This window comes from Nocardioides sp. Iso805N, assembly GCF_000364605.1.
Classification (GTDB): domain Bacteria; phylum Actinomycetota; class Actinomycetes; order Propionibacteriales; family Nocardioidaceae; genus Nocardioides.
Genome location: NZ_KB822577.1, coordinates 1 through 16763 on the forward strand (window position 1 = coordinate 1; position 16763 = coordinate 16763).

The window sequence follows — 16763 nt, forward strand, 5'->3', positions numbered from 1 at the left end:
CAACCCTCTTTGCTGGCCGCATCGGGTGAAATGCTCGCCGTACCCGATCACACGCCTGGTGGCCCGACGCAACCGATACGAAGGCACCCAACCCGCCCAAGACACGCGACCACGCTGGTACTGGCCCACGTTTCTCGTTTGTCTCAGCCACCCCGCGTACTGGGGGCGCCTCGACAAGCTCGGCGGGCGTGTTCGGCGGGCGTGTTCGGCGTACGTGACCACTCAACCCGCAAAAGGTGACCTCTCGACCCGCAAAACCTGACTTCTCAAGCAGCACCGACCAGGCTCAGTCGTCGGGGAAGACCTGCCGCGAGATTCCGATGACGGCAGGTACGGCGGGGTTGGGGTCGCCGCGACGCCAGATCAGCCGGACCTCGACGCCGGCCTGGCTGGGCCGCAGCGGCCGGTAGACGACACCGGGAGCCAGCAGGTTCTCCCGTACGCCGGAGAACGTCAGCGCGACGCCCACCCCGACGCCGACCAGCATCAGCTGGGTGGAGGAGTCGGGTGCGACCTGCACGATCCGCGGCACGAACCCGCCTTGGACACCGAGCACGCCCAGCCGGTTGGGCAGCGTCGCGCTGCTGGCGCCCGGCAGGACCACCCACGGTTCGCCTGCCAGGTCGGTCGCGGCGAGGCCGTCGCGGTCCGCGAGCCGGTGGTGCTCGGGTAGCGCGACCAGGATCTCCTCGCGGCCGATGACGCGTGACTCGACCTCGGCAGGCAGGAAGTCCCACCGGCCGATGACCAGGTCGAGCGAGCCGTCCAGCACACGCTCCAGACCGAGGTGGGAGAACTGCGAGCTGAACAGCTCCAGCATGATGCCGGGGCGCTCCACCCGCACCCTGCGGGCGAGCTCGCTGACCAGCCGGTTGACCGATGCGCCGGCGAAGCCCAGCCGAATCCGGCCGATCTCACCGGCCTGGGACTGCTGGACGATCTCCTTGAGGCGCTGCGAGAGCATCACCAGCTCGCGCGCCGGCTCGATCAGCGCCGCGCCCTGCGGGGTGAGGGAGACCTGGCGGGTGTTGCGCTCGAAGAGGGAGGCGCCCAGTTCGGCCTCGATCTGCCGGATGAGCCGGCTCAGCGGGGGCTGGGCCATGTGCAGGCGCTCGGCCGCGCGACCGAAGTGCAGCTCGTCGGCGACCGCGAGGAACGCCTGCGCCTTGTGCACGTCCATGCGCGACAGGCTACGGCGCGGGCGTGCGGGGCGGCGCGTGCTCCAGCCACCGGAGCACGGCGTCGTGGTCGCCGTCGAGCAGCGGCGGCGCGATCGGGTAGTCCAGCCTGCTGCGGCTGAAGCCGATCGGGTTGCGCACCGTCGGGATCGAACGCTGCGGCGTACCGGTGGAGACGATCGGGTCGAGGGCCAGGTCCTCGGCGAAGCGGGTGCCCTCGGCCACGGTCAGGATCGGCGCCGCGGGTACGCCGGCGGCCTTCAACAGGGTGAACCAGTCCGCAGCATCGCGGTTCACCAGGCGCTCGACCAGGAGCGCCCGCAGCGGCTCGCGGTGCCCGTTGCGGGAGGCGTTGGTGGCGAACCGGGGATCGGCGGCCAGCTCCGGGATCCCGAGACAGACGCAGAGCGAGGCGAACTGGCTGTCGTTGCCGACCGCGATGATCATGTTCTTGTCCCGTGCGGGGAACGGCCCGTAGGGGTAGAGACTCGGGTGCTCGTTGCCCATCCGGGTCGGCACGACGCCTGCCGCGGCGTACGCGCTGGTCTGGTTGACCAGGCCCGACAGCGCCGACATCAGCAGGTTGAGCTCGACGTGCTGGCCGTGGCCGGAGCGCTCGCGCTCACGTAGCGCGGCCAGGATGCCGGTGGCGGCGTGCAGGCCGGTGATCACGTCGAAGAGCGCGACGCCGACCCGCAGCGGCTCGCCGTCGGGATGGCCGGTGAGGTCCATCATCCCGGAGACCGCCTGGGCGAGCAGGTCATAGCCGGGCAGGTCCGCGCCGGGGCCGGTGCCGAAGCCGGTGATCGAGGCGTAGACCAGGTCGGGCCGGCTGGTGCTCAGGGTGTCGTAGTCGAGGTCGTACTTCGCCAGGCCACCGGGCTTGAAGTTCTCCACCAGCACGTCCGCCCGGTCGATGATCCGGCGTACGACGGCGAGATCGGCGGGGTTCTTCAGGTCCAGCGCGATGGAGTGCTTGTTGCGATTCACCGAGAGGTAGTAGGTGCTCTCCTCGCCGAGCCGGGGCGGCGCCCAGCCACGGGTGTCGTCGCCGCCGGGGCTCTCCACCTTGACCACCAGGGCGCCCATGTCCGCCAGCAGCATCGTGCAGTAGGGCCCGGCCAGCACCCGGCTGAGGTCGGCGACGACGACGCCGGCGAGCGGTCCCTCCGTGCTCCGGTCCAGCAGCGCTTGCTCCAGGTCGTCGGTCATCTCGTCTCCCGTACTCGCCGTCGTCGACTCTGCCTGACTCTCGTCTGCCCTGACTCTCGCCCTCCCGCCCCGATCCATCAACAGAAGGACCGAACCGGACGCCCGGTATTACCTACCGGGTATCAATCGCCGCTGGGGCTTGCCGCGCAGCCGCGACTCGGGGAACGTCCGAAGTCACAGCCGCCCCAGCCCCAGGAGTCCCGATGAGCGCCATGTCCTCCCTGCCGCCGTTCGACCCGGCGGACCCGATCGCCCTCGACACGCTGCTGAGCGAGGACGAGATCGCGGTGCGGGCCTCGGTGCGCCAGCTGTGCGCCGACAAGGTGGACCCGTTCATCGCTGAGTGGTTCGAGGCCGGTGCGATCCCCGACATCCGCGGCCTCGCCAAGGAGCTGGGCTCGCTGGGCCTGCTCGGCATGCACCTTGAGGGCTACGGCTGCGCCGGCATGTCCGCGGTCGACTACGGCCTGGCCTGCCTCGAGCTGGAGGCCACCGACTCGGGGCTGCGCTCGCTGGTCTCCGTACAGGGCTCGCTGGCGATGTACGCGATCTGGCAGTGGGGCAGCGAGGAGCAGAAGCAGGAGTGGCTGTCGCGGATGGCCGCCGGCGAGGCGATCGGCTGCTTCGGTCTCACCGAGCCCGACCACGGCTCGGACCCGGCCTCCATGCGCACCCGTGCTCGTCGCGACGGTGCCGGGCCGGACGCGGACTGGATCCTCGACGGACGCAAGATGTGGATCACCAACGCCCCGGTCGCCGATGTCGCGGTGGTGTGGGCGCACACGGAGGACGGCATCCGCGGCTTCGTCGTACCGACGAGCACGCCGGGCTTCTCGGCGCCCGAGATCAAGCACAAGATGTCGCTGCGGGCCTCGGTCACCGGCGAGATCGTGCTCGACGGCGTACGGCTTCCCGCCGACGCCGTCTTCCCCGAGGTGCGTGGCCTGAAGGGACCGCTGTCCTGCCTCAACGAGGCCCGCTTCGGCATCGTGTGGGGCGCCATGGGCGCGGCTCGCTCCGCGATCGAGTCTGCGTTGACCTACTCCCGCGAGCGTGAGCAGTTCGGCAAGCCGATCGGCGGCTTCCAGCTCACCCAGCAGAAGCTCGCCGACATGTCGCTGGAGTACAACAAGGGCACGCTGCTGGCCATCCACCTCGGTCGGCTCAAGGACGCCGGCAGGCTTCGCCCCGAGCAGGTGTCCTACGGCAAGCTCAACAACGTCCGGGAGGCGATCGAGATCTGCCGCACCGCCCGCACCATCCTGGGCGCGAACGGCATCTCGCTGGAGTATCCGGTCATCCGGCACGCCAACAACCTCGAGTCGGTGCTGACCTACGAGGGCACCGTCGAGATGCACACCCTCGTCATCGGTCAGGCGCTGACGGGGGTCGCGGCGTTCCGCTGAGGAGGTTTCGACCCCCAGGGGTCAATCCCGCGAGCCGACGTAGGTCGCCGGATCGTCGATCACGCGCTGCACCACAGCCCCGGCCGCACCCCGTACGGCGGCGTCCGGGCCCAGGCTGGAGACCAGCAGCTCGGGCTTGGCGGCGTGCGCGGCCAGGGACTCCGCGACGGCCGGCTGCAGCCACGGCGCCAGCGCGGCGAAGACGCCACCGAGCACGACCGCGTCGGGGTCGAGCAGGTTGGTCACCGACGCCAGCGCGACGCCGACGAGGCGCCCGGCCTCGGCGACGGCGTCGAGCGCTCGCAGGTCGCCGGCCTCGCAGCGCTGCTCCAGCTCGACGCGGGACGCGACCCCCGCTGCCAGCAGGATCGCATCCAGGCCGGCCAACCGCTCCAGGCAGCCGCGGCCGCCGCAGGAGCAGGACGGGCCGTCGGGGTCGAGGATGACGTGGCCGAGCTCGCCGGCGCGGGCGTGCGCGCCGCGGAACAGCTCGCCGCCGACCACGATGCCCGCCCCGATGCCGATCTCGCCGGAGACGTGCACGAAGTCGCGGGGCGTGGCGGTCCCGAACCACAGCTCGCCCAGAGCGGCGAGATTGGCCTCGTTCTCGATCGAGAGGCCGTACGCCGTGGCAGGCAGCGGCAGCTCGACCGGCACGGCGGCCCAGTCCAGGTTGGGTGCGCGCACGATCGTCGAGCCGTCGGTCGCACCGGGGACCGCGAGGCAGGCGCCGGCGAGGACCAGGTCCTGCTCGGCCGCGGCGGCGACCGCGGCCTCGGCCAGCCGGACGAGCTCGGCGAGCACCTCCGCGGCTGGGCGACCGCGGTTGTCGCGGGTGACGACGTGGCGGTAGCGGACAGTGCCGCCGAGGTCGACCACCAGCGCCGCCAGATAGTCGACGTTGACCTCGAGCCCCAGGCCCGCCGCGCCCTGGCGATGCAGGGAGAGCATCGTGCCCGGTCGGCCGCGGTCGCGGGACGGCGGCGCGTCGGTCTCCTCGACCAGGCCGGCGGCGACCAGGTCGGTCACCTGGCCCGAGATCGAGGACTTGGTCAGGCCGGTCGCGGTGGCGAGCTGGGCGCGGGTGATCGGACCGGCCTCGGCGATCGCGCGCAGCACCAGGGCGAGGTTGCTCGCCCTCATGCCAGCATGCTGCACCGGTCCACCCATGCGGTGATTAGACCAAGACATGAACAAGACGGCAACTGCTGTCCGCAGGCTTGACATCCCCGGTGGACGGGAGTTGGATCACACTAATAGTTCACGACGTGGACGAAATAGGCTTTCGAAAGGATCACGGTGATGGCGGACTACAAGGCCACCCCTGAGGACAAGTTCACCTTCGGTCTGTGGACCGTCGGCTGGCAGGGCGTCGACGTCTTCGGTGGCGCGGTCCGCCCGCCGATGGACCCGGCGTACGCCGTCGGCAAGCTCGCGGAGCTCGGCGCCTACGGCGTCACCTTCCACGACAACGACGTCTTCGACTTCGACGCGACCGGTGCCGAGCGCCAGGCCGCCATCGACAGCTTCCGCAAGGCCGTGGAGGCCAACGGACTCAAGGTCCCGATGGTGACCACCAACACCTTCGGCCACCCCGTCTTCAAGGACGGCGGCTTCACCAGCAACGACCGTCGCGTGCGCCGCTTCGCGCTCGGCAAGATCGCCAAGAACATCGACCTCGCCGCCGAGCTCGGCGCCGAGACCTACGTGTTCTGGGGCGGTCGCGAGGGCGCCGAGAGCAACTTCGCCAAGAACATCGGCCACGCACTCGACCGCTACCGCGAGGGCTTCAACACCCTGACGGCCTACGTCAAGGAGCAGGGCTACAACATCCGCTTCGCGATCGAGCCGAAGCCGAACGAGCCCCGCGGCGACATCCTGCTGCCGACCATCGGTCACGCGCTCGCCTTCATCGAGACCCTCGACGACCCCGAGATGGTCGGTCTCAACCCGGAGACGGGTCACGAGGAGATGGCCGGCCTCAACTTCACGTCGGGCATCGCCCAGGCGCTGTGGCACGGCAAGCTCTTCCACCTCGACCTCAACGGTCAGCACGGCCCGCGCTTCGACCAGGACCTCCGCTTCGGCGCCGGCAACCTGCGTGGCGCGTTCAACCTGGTCGACCTGCTCGAGACCTCCGGTTACGACGGCCCGCGTCACTTCGACTTCAAGCCGCCGCGGACCGAGGACGAGGACGGCGTGTGGGCCTCGGCTGAGGGCGGTATCCGCAACTACCTCATCCTCAAGGAGCGCGCTGCCGCGTTCCGTGCGGACCCGGAGGTCCAGGCCGCGCTCCAGCGCTCGGGCCTCGACCAGCTCGCCGCGCCGACCCTGGCCGAGGGCGAGACGCTCGCCGGCGTACGCGAGGAGGAGTTCGACATCGACGCGATGGCGACCCACGGCTTCGCGTTCGAGCAGCTCGACCAGCTCGCCATGGAGCACCTGCTCGGCGCTCGCTGAGCCACGCCGAACACGCACGCCGACTGCCGCACGCCGACCGAAAGAGACCACCGATGACGCTCGTGGCTGGGGTCGACTCCTCGACCCAGTCCTGCAAGGTCGTCGTCCGTGACGCCGAGACCGGTGCGCTGGTGCGCACCGGCTCGGCGTCGCACCCGGACGGCACCGAGGTCCACCCCGACTACTGGTGGTCGGCCTTCCAGCAGGCTGCGGAGGCGGCCGGCGGTCTCGACGACGTCGCCGCGATCTCCGTCGGCGGCCAGCAGCACGGCATGGTCTGCCTCGACGAGGCCGGCGAGGTCGTCCGTCCGGCGCTGCTGTGGAACGACACCCGCAGCGCCCAGGCGGCCGCCGACCTCAATGCCGAGCTCGGCCCGCAGGCATGGGCCGAGGCGGTCGGCTCGGTGATGGTCGCCTCCTTCACCGCGACCAAGCTGCGCTGGCTGGCCGAGCACGAGCCGGACAGTGCGGCTCGCACCGCCGCTGTGGCACTGCCGCACGACTGGCTGACCTGGAAGCTCTCCGGCGCGGCCGGCATCGACACCCTGATCACCGACCGCTCTGACGCGAGCGGCACGGGTTACTGGTCCCCCGCCACAAGCGGTTACCGGACCGACCTTCTGGAGCGCGCGTTCGGCCGGGCCGATCTGGTCCTGCCGCGCGTTCTCGAGCCTGCCGAGGCGGTGCTCCATACCCCCATCGGAGCACCCCTCGGTGCTGGCTGTGGTGACAACGCCGGCGCGGCGCTCGGTCTGGGCGCCCGCCCCGGTGACGTCGTCCTCTCCATCGGTACGTCGGGGGTCGCGTGCGCCGTCGCCGACGCACCCACCGCTGACGCCAGCGGCACCGTGGCCGGCTTCGCCGACGCGACCGGCCGCTACCTCCCCCTGGTCGCCACCCTCAACGCGGCCCGCGTGCTGGCCGCCACGGCCACGCTCCTCGACGTCAGCCTCGACCGGCTCTCCGAGCTCGCGCTCGAGGCGCCGTCAGGCGCCGGTGGCCTCGTGCTGGTCCCCTACCTCGAGGGCGAGCGCACCCCCAACCGTCCCGACGCCAAGGGGGCCCTGCACGGCCTGACCCTGGCCACGGCGACCCCGGCGCACATCGCCCGTGCCGCGGTCGAGGGCCTGCTGTGCGGTCTCGCCGACGGCATCGACGCACTGGTCGCTCAGGGCGTCGCGGTCGAACGGGTCCTCCTCGTCGGCGGTGGCGCCCGCTCCGAGGCGGTCCGCCGCATCGCCCCGATCGTGCTCGGTCGACCCGTCGTCGTGCCCGAGCCCGGCGAGTACGTCGCCGACGGTGCTGCCCGCCAGGCCGCCTGGGTGCTGACCGGCGCTACCGAGGCACCGACGTGGAAGGCCGGCGGGATCGAGACCTTCGAGGCGACGGCCGACACCGCCGTACGCCAGCGCTACGCCGAGGTCCGCGACCTCACCGAGGGCGCCTGATCGATCGGCGCTCGCGCGGTCGTCTAGTTTCGTAGTCATGAGCGACGCGGAAGAGTTCTGGAACGAGCGTTACGCCGAGCGCGAGCGGATCTGGTCCGGCCATCCCAACCAGGCGCTGGTCGACACCGTCTCGCCGCTTGCGCCGGGACGTGCGCTCGACCTGGGCTGCGGTGAGGGGGCCGACAGCATCTGGCTGGCCGAGCAGGGCTGGACCGTCACCGGCGTCGACGTCTCCGAGACGGCGATCGCCCGCGCGCAGGCGGAGGCAGAGCACCGCGACCTGCCGATCACCTGGGTGGCCGCTGACCTGGCCACGTGGGTGCCGAGCGAGAAGTTCGACCTGGTCTCGGCCTGCTTCCTGCACTCGCCGATCGAGTTCCCGCGCACCGAGGTGCTGCGCCGCGCCGCCGACAGCATCGTCAGCGGCGGTCACCTGCTGCTGGTCGGACATGCCGAGCCGCCGCCGTGGTCGCGCTACGCCGAGGAGGCTGCCGACCAGGCGGAGATCCACGGAGACGATCACGCGGGCGATGACGAGCACGATGACGAGCACGACGACGGCCACGGGCAGGGACACCGGCACGGACAGCACCACGTCTTCCTCGGTCCCGTGCAGGAGCTGGAGTCCCTCGACCTCGGCGAGGAGTGGGAGCCGCTGACGGTGGAACTGCGTGAGCGACCGGCGACCGGCCCTGAGGGCCAGCAGGCGGTGCTGCGCGACAGCGTGGTGCTCGTACGGCGGCGCTGAGCGGCCCTAGCCAGGCTCTCGTGTTGTTGGCGAGCCCACCGCATCGCGGCGGGCTCGCCGGCAACAACCCGATCCCAAGCGCCCGTGCGTAACGGGCACCCACTGTTTACCCGGCCGGCCACGGTCTCAAACCCCGGCGGGATGCGACGATCCCCGGGTGGAGATCTGGATCAACCCGGCCTGTGCGAAGTGCCGCTCGGCGCTGTCCGTCCTCGAGGCGGAGGGCGCCAGCTACACGGTGCGCCGCTACCTCGAGGCGCCGCCGACCGCGGCCGAGCTCACCGAGCTGCTGCACCGACTGGGCCTCGAGCCCTGGGACATCACCCGTACGGCGGAACCCATCGCCAAGGAGCTCGGCCTCAAGGACTGGCCGCGCGACGCGGCGTCCCGGGAGCGCTGGATCACGGCGCTGGCCGAGCAGCCGAAGCTGATCCAGCGCCCGATCATCACGGCCGACGACGGGTCCGCCGTGGTGGCCCGCACCGAGGAAGCGGTCCGCTCGGTGCTCTGAGGCATCGAGGCTCGTGCGGCCGCATCTCGACCGAGGCGAGCCCCGGCTGCACCGGGTCGGGACTCAGGAATCGAATCTAAAAGTTCGCTGAAACGCCACCGGTCCGCCGGCCGGTGCGCCAGAATTGCGGATGCCGGGGTGGACGACCCGAGACGTCCACCCCGGCTTCTCACGCCCGGATCGCGACCGTCCCCAAGCTGTACCCCACATGGGCCGCGCTCCGGGCGTGAGTTCGTTCGTTCGCGTGTTTGCGTCCGCGGATGAGCGCTGGAAATGACCCACTTCGGTCCTTTCTGGGACGAACCCGGCCTTTGAACGATCCATTGGCTGAGAGCGTGACGCACGACTCATCCTGGGCTCCTGGACGGCGGTCAGGGCCCACTTTTGGTCCTGTAGCGTGCCAGCATCTCCACGCTTGAAGGGTTGCGGAATGGTTGACGTTGACAAGGTGCTCGACAAGGCAGGACTGACCAATCCCCACGTGCGTGACTACGTCGCGTACTGGGCGGGGATCACGGGGGCCGACAAGGTCGAGGTGGTCAGCGCCGAGGACGACGCACGTCTTCTCGAGGAGTCTCTGGCCGCAGGCGAGATCCTGCCGGTAGCGGGCGGGCGCTTCTACAGCCGCTCTTACTTCAAGGACACTGCGCGCACCGAGGAGCGCACCGTCGTCGCGACCTCGAACGAGGCCGACAAGGGTGTCTACAACAACTGGCGGCCCGCCGAGGAGACCGTCGCAACGCTCACCGAGCGCATGCGCGGCGCCTCCCAGGGCAAGACGATGTACGTCATCCCCTACCTGATGGCGCCGCAGGGCAGCCCGCTGGAGGCATACGCCGCAGGCGTCGAGCTGACCGACTGCCGTCCGGTGGTCAACCAGATGATCCGGATGGCTCGCGTCGGCGTGCACTACATCAACGAGCTGCGCGACCCTGCGTCCTTCGTCCGCGCCGTCCACGTCACCGGTGACCTGGCCAGCCTCGGTCAGGGCACCGACAAGGACCAGCGGCTGTTCGCGACGATCGCCGACCAGCGCACGATCTTGCACTTCGGCTCCTCCTACGGTGGCAACGCGCTGCTGGGCAAGATCGCGCACGGCCTGCGCCAGGCCTGCTACGACGGCCGCGCGTCGGGCAAGTTCCTCGCCGAGCAGTTCCTCCTGCTGGGGATCAAGGACAAGCAGACCGGCAAGACGTTCCACGTCGTCGGCGGCTTCCCGAGCGCCTCGGGCAAGACGAACCTGTCGATGACGCTGTCGCCCGATGCGCTCGGCGATCGCTACGAGGTCACCTTCTACGGCGACGACATCGCCTGGCTCTGGGTCGACGACGAGGGCAAGATCCGCGCGTTCAACCCGGAGAACGGCGTCTTCGGCGTCGCCAAGGACACCAACGAGGCGACCAACCCGGGCGCCGTCAAGGCGATCCTCCCGGAGTCGGGTGCGATCTTCACCAACGTCGCCTACAACGAGAAGACCCAGGATGTGTGGTGGGAGGGCAAGACCAAGCACCACCCCGACGACCTCGACGGCTGGCTGGACTGGAAGGGCGAGCGGATCGCCGACCGGATCGCCGATGAGCAGGGCGACCCGTGGGCGCACCCGAACAGCCGCTTCACCACCACCATCGCCAACGTCCCGAACGCGGCCGACGACTTCGACGACCCGGCGGGTGTCGTGGTCAACGCCATCATCTTCGGCGGCCGCACGCGTGATCGCGAGCCCCTGATCCGTGCGATCAACGACATCGCCGAGGGCGTGTACGACGGCATGACGCTCGGTGCGGAGGCCACCTTCGCCGCCGAGGGCGTCGAGGGCCAGCTCCGCTACGACCCGATGTCGATGCGTCCTTTCCTGGCCTACGAGGAGGGCGACTACGCCCGGCACTGGCTCAACATCATCGGCGCCGCCAAGAAGGCCCCGATCTTCGCCCACGTCAACTGGTTCCAGCGCGATCCCGAGGACGGCCACTTCCTGTGGAACGGCTACCGCGACAACGTCCGCGCGCTGCTGTGGCTGCTGCGGTACCAGGCCGGTGAGGTCGAGGGCGTCGAGTCGCCCGTCGGCGTACTGCCGAAGGCCGAGGAGCTCAACCTCGAGGGGATGAGGTTCGGTGAGGGCGACCTGGAGAAGCTGCTCTCGATCGATGTCGAGCGCTGGTGCCAGGAGATGAAGTTCCGCGAGGAGCACCTCGACCAGTTCAACCTCCCGGAGGAGATCTGGGAGGCACACCGTCGGGTCGCGAAGAACCTCGAGGAGGCCCGCGACTGACGCCGATTCAGTCGAAATGGCCGCCGAGTCTGCACCTTTGTGCAAACTCGGCGGCCATTTCTGCAAAGTCGGCTAGCAGTGGGTGGAGGCGCCCAACTCACGCAGGCCCGCGCGGTCACCTGGGCCGAGGTGCGGTCGCGACCAGCGCCCGAGCCCGGCGTACATGACGTCCGCCTTGGAGCGGCTGTGGCCCAGCCCCATCGCGTGGCCGAGCTCGTGCAGGAGCAGGCTCATCAGGCTGGGGCCGTCGACCATCGCGGTGGTGAGTCGGGCGGTCTTGTCGATCACCACGCCGGCGCTGTCGATCTGCCACTCGCCGTCGACGCGCCGGTAGGACGGGCCGGGGCCGCCGAGGCCGACCACGCTCCCGGCCAGGGCCGGCACCTTCCGCTGCGTGGCCCAGGCGACGGTGAGACCGCCGGACGGCACCTGGCGCAGCCCGCTGCGGCCCTTGGCGTAAGGCACCCCATGGGTGGTGCCGGCGTAGGTGAAGGTGAAGCCGGTGGCGTCCGCGATGTCGGCGAGAGCGGCCTTGAGCACCTTGAGATTGCGGTGCGGTGTGCCGGCCAGGTTCACCCGGTAGGGGATCGGCTGGCACGGGTCCCAGCGGTAGGGGAACGACGGGTCCTCGCGGGTCCACGATGCCGTGCGCGGCACCGTGTCGGCGGCGTGCGCGGATGCCAGCGGCAGTACGGCGAGCAGGCCACTGGCCAGAGCTGAGAGGAGTCGGACGCGGTGCATCATGGCGATCGCTCTCATCGGCGGCGGGACACCCCCGGTTGAGCAGCTGGCCCGAAGTCGGGACCCTCCGTGGTCAGGTAGGGACCAGCGGGCACCCCCTACCGTCGCGGCATGACTCCTCGAGCCACCGCCACCGCGCCGACTCCCGGGCCCGTCCGAAGGACGCGCACCTTCGCGGCCCCGAAGGTCCCCGATGTCCTGGTGGCGTTCTGGGTGGTCAAGCTGCTGACCACCGGGATCGGCGAGACCGCCTCGGACTTCCTCGGCACCTGGAACCTCGTGGCGGCCGGCGTGATCGGCATCGGGGGCTTCGCCGCGGCACTGTGGTGGCAGCTGCGGTCGAGCTCCTACCACCCGCTGCGCTACTGGGTGACGGTGCTGATGGTCGCGCTGTTCGGCACGATGATCGCGGACGGGCCGCACGTGGCGCTGGGGTCGCCGTACTACGTCGACTCGGCGATCTACCTGGTGCTGCTCTGCGGCCTGCTGGTGTGGTGGCGACGGAGCGAGGGCACCCTGTCGGTGCACTCGATCACCACCGCGCGCCGCGAGCGGTTCTACTGGGGCACGGTGCTGTTGACCTTCGGCCTCGGTACGGCGCTCGGCGACACCACCGCGACCAACCTGCACATGGGCTACTGGTGGTCGGTGGTGCTCTTCGGCGTGCTGATCCTGGTCCCGCTGCTCGCCTGGAGGCTGGGCGCGAACGCGGTCGCATGCTTCTGGGCGTCGTACTCGCTGACGAGGCCGCTGGGTGCCTCGGTCGCGGACGGGCTGGCGGTCAGCCGTCATCACGGCGGCCTCGGCTGGACGACCGGCACCGTGACGTTGCTGGGGCTGGCGCTCTTCGTGCTGCTCGTCGCCTACCTCGTGGTCACGCACAACGACGAGGAGGGTCACCACGCCGTGCACGGGCTGCGAGCCGAGCACGACGTGGCTCGGGATGCCAGCGCTGCCAGATCCGCCGGATCAGCCGGATCAGCCGGATCAGCCGGAGGCCCGGCTGGGAGGGCATCCCCCAGCCGGGCCCCGCGGACTAGGCGATCAGCGCCGAGGCAGCCGGACCAGGAAGGCCGCGCCGTCGGTGGCCTCCGCGACATCGACGTCGCCGCCGAGCGAGCGAGCCACGCGCCGCGAGATGCCGAGACCTAGGCCGGTGCCGTCGGAGGCCGAGGTCCCCGGTTCGAACACCTTGCCCCGAACGGTCGCCGCCAGGCCCGGACCGTCGTCGCTGATCAGCAGGTGCACCTGGTCGGGGGTGAGCCGCGCATCGAACCGCACGGTGCTGCGTGCGTAGCGAACGGCGTTCTCCACGATCGGCGAGACCGCCTGCACCACCAGCGACGCCGGAGCCGCGACCGGGACAGTGATGGCCGAGGCCTCGTCGATCAGCTCGAGGTGGTCGGGGACGAGGGGCCGGACGGCTTCGACGATGGCTGCCAGCGGCGTACTGGACTTGGCGCTCGCTCCGCGTTCGCGGGCCAGGTCGAGCAGGGTCGCGATGACGCCGGTCATCCGCCGGGCGGCCGTCGAGATCGCCTCCAGGTCCTCGCGGGCGTCGTCGTCGGCGACGCCGCGCAGCAGGGCCAGGTCGGCAGCGCCCTGGATCGTGGTGAGCGGTGTGCGCAGCTCGTGCGCGAGCTCGGCGGTCAGCCGCTGCTCGGCGCGGATCGCGGCTGCGACCCGGTCGAGGAGGTGGTCGAGCGTCTCGCCCAGCTTGCTCAGCTCGTTGTCCGGAGTGCCCAGGTCGAAGCGGTGCGAAAGATCGTGCTCTGACCAGTCAGCGGCGCGCACGGCCATCTGCTCGACCGGCTCCAACGCCTGTCGAGTGACCCGCCACGCGATGCCGCCGGCGACCCCGACGACGAGCAGACCGAGCACGATCATCGCGATCAGGGCCTCGAGCTCGGTGCGCTCGTAGGGCTCCGAGGTCTCGCTCACCACCACGGCGCCGCGCTCCCCGGCCCTGGTCGTGAACGGTACGGCGCGGAGGTTCAGGTCACCGTGCACCACGGCATCCTGGCGCTGGCCGGTGCTCAGGGCCTCGGCCGCCAGCTCGGTCGCATCACCCTCCGCGACGTGCTGGATGCTGCCGCCGACGGGCGCGCCGTTCGCGTCGAAGACCCTGCTCAGCGGCTCGATCGACTCCCAGGACTGGGAGTCGAGCGGCTTGCCCGTCGCCCTGACCACCTCGAGCACCGCCTGGGTGCGCTCGTCGAGCACGCGCCGGACGTCGTTGTGGGTGTTCCACTCCAGCACGGCCTGGGTGCCGGTGGTGAGGACGATCATCACGAAGGCCATCAGCAGCACCGTCGAGGCCACGATCTGGGTGCGGAAGCCTCGAGGCCGCAAGCGGAGCATGCCGCTCATTCAACAGCTCACTTGAGCGTGAAGCCGACTCCTCGCACCGTCTTGAGCTCCACCGGCGAGCCGACCTCGTGCAGCTTGCGACGCAGGCGGGCGGCGTAGGAGTCGATGGTGTTCTCGCTGACGATGGCGCCGTCGGGCCAGGCGGCCGCGACGACCGCGCGGCGGCGTACGACCTCCCCGGGCCGGCTGGTGATCGAGGCGAGCATCCGGAACTCGGTCGGGGTCAGCATGACCTCCTGCTCCTGGCAGACCACGGCGTGCCGGGCGGGATCGAGCACGAGGTCGGTGGGCTGGCGGGGTACGACGAAGCGGCCGCGGCGGCTGAGCGCCTCGATCCGGGCGACCAGCTCCTTCACGTCGAAGGGCTTGGACAGGTAGTCGTCGGCGCCGGCGGCGAAGCCGGCGACCTTCTCGTGCAGCTGGCCGAGCGCGGTCAGGAACAGCACCGGCGCGACCTGCCCGGCACTGCGCAGCGCCTGGCACACGTCGCGGCCGTCGGCATCGGGCAGGCCGATGTCCAAGATGATCACGTCCAGGTCGTCGGCGGACCGGAAGAGCCGGAGCGCCTCGCTGCCGTCGTGTGCCGCCACCGTCTCGTGTCCAGAGATCCGCAGCGACTCCGAGACGATCCTTCGGATCGCCGGGTCGTCCTCACACAGTCCTACGCGCGCCATGAGCACTAGTGTGTGACTCGAACCTGGCGCGAACCTGATTATGTGCCGTGTCAACCTGTCTGGACCGATCTGACACGAGTCTGGGAACTTCCTGGCGCCGAGGTGGCGCTACGTCGTAGCGTGCCCGTGCCCTGTTCTGACCGATCCGGAGGATCACATGTCGTACGAGCCCTATCCGACCTCGCCGTTCGGCGAGCCGACCCCGCCCCCGCCGGCCGGCGACCCTGCCGTCGCGCCGCTGCGCGGTGCCACCTTCGGCCAGGCGGTGCAGCGGTTCTTCCAGAAGTACGCCCAGTTCCGTGGGCGGGCCAGCCGGTCGGAGTTCTGGTGGTGGTTCCTGCTGGCCGCGATCATCGATGTCGTCCTCAACCTGGCGGGCCGCGCGAGCGGTGCCTTCGTGGCGATCTCCTACATCTGGAGCCTTGCGACCCTGGTGCCGTGGCTCGCGCTGGGTGCCCGGCGACTGCACGACACGAACCGTTCGGGTTGGTGGCAGCTGCTGCTCCTGATCCCGCTGGTCGGCTGGATCATCCTGATCATCTGGTGGGCCCTCAGCGAGAAGCCCGAAGGCGCCCGCTTCGACGTCTGACGCCGGCATAGTCCTGGACGAAGTGGCTGGGCCGCGGGCCCATAAGGCAGCCAGTTCGTCCAGGGCTATCGAGTGCTCAGCTGTCGCCGTCGGCGCGCGCACCCTTCCACAGGTCGATGCCGCTGTCGACGGCGTGCTGCTCGATGGTGGCCAGCTCCTCGGCGGTGAAGTCCGGGCGCCGGAGCGCGCCGACGCTGTCGCGCACCTGGTCGGCCGAGGAGGCGCCGATCACCAGCGAGGTCATCCGCGGGTCGCGCAGCGCCCAGGCGAGCGCCATCTGCGCGAGCGTCTGACCGCGACCCTGCGCCAGCTCGTTGAGGGCCCTGATGTGGGTCAGCGCCTCCGGCGTGAGCAGATCGGTGGAGAGAGACTTGTCCTGCGCGGCACGTGAGCCGGCAGGCACGCCGTCGAGGTACTTCGAGGTCAGCATCCCCTGCGCGAGCGGGCTGAACGCGATGCAGCCCGCGCCCACCTCCTCCAGCGTGTCGAGCAGGCCGTCGGCCTCGATCCAGCGGTTGAGCATCGAGTACGACGGCTGGTGGATGAGCAGCGGCGTGCCGAGCTCCTTCAGCAGCCGGGCGGCCTCGGCGGTCAGCTCGGGGGAGTACGACGAGATCCCGACGTACAGCGCCTTCCCGGAGCGCACGATGGCGTCCAGGGCACCCACGGTCTCCTCGAGCGGGGTCTCCGGGTCGGGACGGTGGTGGTAGAAGATGTCGACGTACTCCAGGCCCATCCGCTTGAGCGACTGGTCGAGCGAGGCGAGGAGATACTTCCGGGAGCCGCCGATCTGGCCGTAGGGGCCCGGCCACATGTCCCAGCCCGCCTTGGTCGAGATGACCAGCTCGTCGCGCAGCCCCTGGAACGTCGTCGCCAGGTGGCGGCCGAAGTTGGTCTCGGCGGAGCCGTAGGGCGGCCCGTAGTTGTTGGCCAGGTCGAAGTGGGTGATGCCGGCGTCGAAGGCGGCCTGGAGGATCTCGGCCTGCCGGGCGAAGGGCACGTCGTCGCCGAAGTTGTGCCACAGCCCCAGACTCAGGGCGGGCAGGGAGAGACCGCTGCGGCCGGTGCGGCGGTAGGGCATGCGGCCGTCGTAGCGCTCGGGATCGGGCTGATAGGTCATGGTGACAACGCTATCCGCGAGCCTTCGTGCGCAAACG

Annotated in this window: 15 protein-coding genes; 8 read left to right on the top strand and 7 right to left on the bottom strand. The window is 70.4% G+C overall.

Features of this window, described 5'->3' with window-relative positions; all coding sequences use genetic code 11:
- Positions 1-286: 286 nt before the first annotated feature.
- A complete protein-coding gene (locus H036_RS0107665; protein ID WP_017934199.1) occupies positions 287-1180 on the bottom strand; it encodes a LysR family transcriptional regulator in 894 nt (297 codons plus the stop codon).
- Between the two features lie 10 nt (positions 1181-1190).
- Complete coding sequence (locus H036_RS0107670) at positions 1191-2390, bottom strand: CaiB/BaiF CoA transferase family protein (protein WP_017934200.1); 1200 nt, start codon at positions 2388-2390, stop codon at positions 1191-1193.
- Positions 2391-2593: 203 nt separating this feature from the next.
- Between H036_RS0107670 and H036_RS0107675 the strand changes: the two genes are divergently transcribed.
- Entirely contained in the window at positions 2594-3796 is a 1203-nt protein-coding gene (locus H036_RS0107675; protein WP_017934201.1) for an acyl-CoA dehydrogenase family protein, read from the top strand.
- A gap of 21 nt (positions 3797-3817) precedes the next feature.
- Here H036_RS0107675 and H036_RS0107680 read toward each other — a convergent pair whose 3' ends face one another.
- Positions 3818-4939, bottom strand: a complete 1122-nt coding sequence (locus H036_RS0107680; protein WP_017934202.1) for an ROK family transcriptional regulator — start codon at positions 4937-4939, stop codon at positions 3818-3820.
- Positions 4940-5098: 159 nt separating this feature from the next.
- On the opposite strand from H036_RS0107680, the gene xylA reads away from it, so the two are divergent.
- The 5 genes from xylA (at position 5099) to H036_RS0107705 (ending at position 11232) form a co-directional block, all read left to right on the top strand.
- Positions 5099-6256: a xylose isomerase gene (gene xylA / locus H036_RS0107685; RefSeq protein WP_017934203.1), complete on the top strand. Its 1158-nt coding sequence runs from the start codon at positions 5099-5101 to the stop codon at positions 6254-6256.
- A gap of 53 nt (positions 6257-6309) precedes the next feature.
- Complete coding sequence (xylB, locus tag H036_RS0107690) at positions 6310-7704, top strand: xylulokinase (RefSeq protein WP_017934204.1); 1395 nt, start codon at positions 6310-6312, stop codon at positions 7702-7704.
- 37 nt (positions 7705-7741) lie between these two features.
- Entirely contained in the window at positions 7742-8452 is a 711-nt protein-coding gene (locus H036_RS0107695; RefSeq protein ID WP_017934205.1) for a class I SAM-dependent methyltransferase, read from the top strand.
- Positions 8453-8609: 157 nt separating this feature from the next.
- Positions 8610-8963, top strand: a complete 354-nt coding sequence (locus H036_RS0107700; RefSeq protein WP_017934206.1) for an arsenate reductase family protein — start codon at positions 8610-8612, stop codon at positions 8961-8963.
- Between the two features lie 430 nt (positions 8964-9393).
- Complete coding sequence (locus H036_RS0107705) at positions 9394-11232, top strand: phosphoenolpyruvate carboxykinase (GTP) (protein ID WP_017934207.1); 1839 nt, start codon at positions 9394-9396, stop codon at positions 11230-11232.
- A 72-nt stretch (positions 11233-11304) separates the two neighbouring features.
- Here H036_RS0107705 and H036_RS0107710 read toward each other — a convergent pair whose 3' ends face one another.
- Complete coding sequence (locus tag H036_RS0107710) at positions 11305-11976, bottom strand: matrixin family metalloprotease (protein ID WP_026145872.1); 672 nt, start codon at positions 11974-11976, stop codon at positions 11305-11307.
- A 108-nt stretch (positions 11977-12084) separates the two neighbouring features.
- Between H036_RS0107710 and H036_RS24830 the strand changes: the two genes are divergently transcribed.
- Positions 12085-13125 (top strand): COG4705 family protein, encoded by a 1041-nt coding sequence (locus H036_RS24830; protein ID WP_081615480.1) that lies wholly within the window; start codon positions 12085-12087, stop codon positions 13123-13125.
- On the opposite strand, the gene H036_RS22130 is transcribed toward H036_RS24830, so the two are convergent.
- Positions 13018-14334 (bottom strand): sensor histidine kinase, encoded by a 1317-nt coding sequence (locus H036_RS22130; RefSeq protein WP_198289926.1) that lies wholly within the window; start codon positions 14332-14334, stop codon positions 13018-13020. The two genes, H036_RS24830 and H036_RS22130, sit on opposite strands and share 108 nt — an antisense overlap.
- Before the next feature lie 17 nt (positions 14335-14351).
- A complete protein-coding gene (locus H036_RS0107725) occupies positions 14352-15017 on the bottom strand; it encodes a response regulator transcription factor (protein ID WP_017934210.1) in 666 nt (221 codons plus the stop codon).
- A 157-nt stretch (positions 15018-15174) separates the two neighbouring features.
- On the opposite strand from H036_RS0107725, the gene H036_RS0107730 reads away from it, so the two are divergent.
- Positions 15175-15606: a DUF805 domain-containing protein gene (locus tag H036_RS0107730; RefSeq protein WP_017934211.1), complete on the top strand. Its 432-nt coding sequence runs from the start codon at positions 15175-15177 to the stop codon at positions 15604-15606.
- Between the two features lie 76 nt (positions 15607-15682).
- Here the strand turns inward: H036_RS0107730 and mgrA are convergent, their stop codons facing one another.
- Entirely contained in the window at positions 15683-16726 is a 1044-nt protein-coding gene (gene mgrA / locus H036_RS0107735) for an L-glyceraldehyde 3-phosphate reductase (RefSeq protein ID WP_017934212.1), read from the bottom strand.
- Positions 16727-16763: the final 37 nt, after the last annotated feature.